Consider the following 1,822-nt stretch of genomic DNA (forward strand, 5'->3'; position numbering starts at 1 on the left):
AGCACCCAGACGTTCACCTCATCGATCAGCGCCCGGTAGCCAAAATAGTCTTCAAAGGCATGGATCTTGAGCTGGTTCTGATTGTTACGCACCACGGCATAAGGGCCGGTGCCGACCGGCATGGAGGAAAAGTGGTTCATGGTCTGCCACTCCTGCGGCAGCACCATCGCCGGCACCTGACCCAGCAGCCAGGGCAGCCAGCGGTCGGGCTGGCGCAGATGAATATCCAGGGTCCAGGCGGTGGGCGATTCGATGCGTTCGATATGTGAATAGAGCGGCAGGGCATTGCTGCGCTGCAGAGAGGCGATCACATCCGCCATCTCCAGCTCACGGCCGTGGTGAAAATGGATGCCGGGACGGAGGAAAAAGCGCCAGTGGGTGGGGGTCAGTTGCTGCCAGTGGTGGGCAATATCGGCTTCCAGTTCCCCATTTTCCTCATTTACCCGCGTCAGGGCGCTGAAAATTTGCCGGGCAATATGCGTTTCCGAACGCCGCAGCGCACTGCCGGGCAGTAAATTCTTCATCGGACGGTAGTAGAGCACGCGCAGGATATGCCGCCCCTGGCGAAAGCTGCGTCCAAGATGAGAGATCAGCATCTGGCGGACGGCGGCCTTATCGCCGACCAGCTGCACCAGCTGATCGATGCGATCCTGCTCGAGGAGATCTTCGGCACGCTGCTGCTGCAGGGCGAGACCGGTATAGAGAAAGGTCAGCCGCGAACGCTTGCCGCGACCTGCCTCCGCCTCCCAGGCCAGCCAACCGCGGGACTCCATCATATTGAGCAGGGTGCGCATATGGCGACGCGAGCAGCTCAGCATTTCCGCCAGCTCGTTGAGGGTGGTCTCCTGCGACTTGCCGTCGCAGCACTGCCATAAGCGGATGAACTGTTGTTGCAGACGGCTGGAAGACATAAAAGGGGAACTCCTGCGCAAAACTCAGCAATTTATTACTCCCCATATTAAGCCAATAATGAATCCCGATGAAGCGAGGAGGTGAATATGATGAGGTCTACCGCAAAATCGTTCTACCAGCGCTATTTTTCTGCGACGCAGGATGCGTCCTGGCTGGCCCGCCTGATGGCAGGACGACAACAGGAAATCCTGGGAGAACTGATGCAGTGGGGAGTGACGTCAAAGGCCTCTGATCATTGACTTGCAGACATCATGTGTGACTGAGTATTGGTGTTATACTCGTCGTTTTTCACGCTGCAGGGGCGTTGGCCGCGACCGCTCGTTTCGCTGTCGATGCGCTCAGGGCCTGACGTTCTGGCCACGCTCACCCTTTCAGGGCCAGCACAAGCGCTGTGCAAAACGGTTAACCGTTTTGTCCTGCAACATGAAACCCATAGAGTATAGAATCACCCGCCAGCAGAAATCCTCTGCTGGCTTTTTTCGTTTACTTCGCGTGTGTTAAGGACATTCCATGCTGTGGTTGATGACGATGGGACGACGGCTAAACGGCGTGTATGCCGCCTTTATGCTGGTTGCTTTTATGATGGGCGTGGCGGGCGCGTTGCAGGCGCCGACCTTGAGTTTGTTTCTCAGCCGCGAAGTAGGGGCGCAGCCGTTCTGGGTGGGCCTGTTCTACACGGTAAATGCCATTGCCGGGATCCTGGTGAGTCTGGCGTTGGCTAAGCGCTCTGATAGCCGCGGCGATCGGCGGCGGTTAATTATGCTCTGCTGCCTGATGGCGGTGGGCAATGCGCTGCTGTTTGCCTTCAACCGTCACTACCTGACGTTAATTACCTGCGGGGTGATGCTGGCGTCCATCGCCAATGCCGCCATGCCGCAGCTCTTCGCCCTGGCCCGGGAGTATGCCGACA

At 57.9% G+C, this 1,822-nt stretch carries 3 protein-coding genes; 2 read left to right on the top strand and 1 reads right to left on the bottom strand.

Going from position 1 to position 1,822, the window contains the following annotated elements; genetic code table 11:
- On the bottom strand, positions 1–911 hold a 911-nt coding region (gene sgrR, locus CW267_RS29750; RefSeq protein ID WP_133124767.1), incomplete at its 3' end, for an HTH-type transcriptional regulator SgrR.
- An 87-nt stretch (positions 912–998) separates the two neighbouring features.
- Here sgrR and sgrT point away from each other — a divergent pair.
- Both sgrT and CW267_RS29765 read left to right on the top strand, forming a co-directional pair.
- Positions 999–1,151 (top strand): glucose uptake inhibitor SgrT, encoded by a 153-nt coding sequence (sgrT, locus tag CW267_RS29755; protein ID WP_012542866.1) that lies wholly within the window; start codon positions 999–1,001, stop codon positions 1,149–1,151.
- A 271-nt stretch (positions 1,152–1,422) separates the two neighbouring features.
- Positions 1,423–1,822: MFS transporter (locus CW267_RS29765; RefSeq protein ID WP_413773667.1), on the top strand; the 400-nt coding region annotated here is incomplete at its 3' end.

It is taken from the genome of Klebsiella sp. X1-16S-Nf21 (assembly GCF_002837615.1).
GTDB classification, from domain to species: domain Bacteria; phylum Pseudomonadota; class Gammaproteobacteria; order Enterobacterales; family Enterobacteriaceae; genus Klebsiella; species Klebsiella variicola.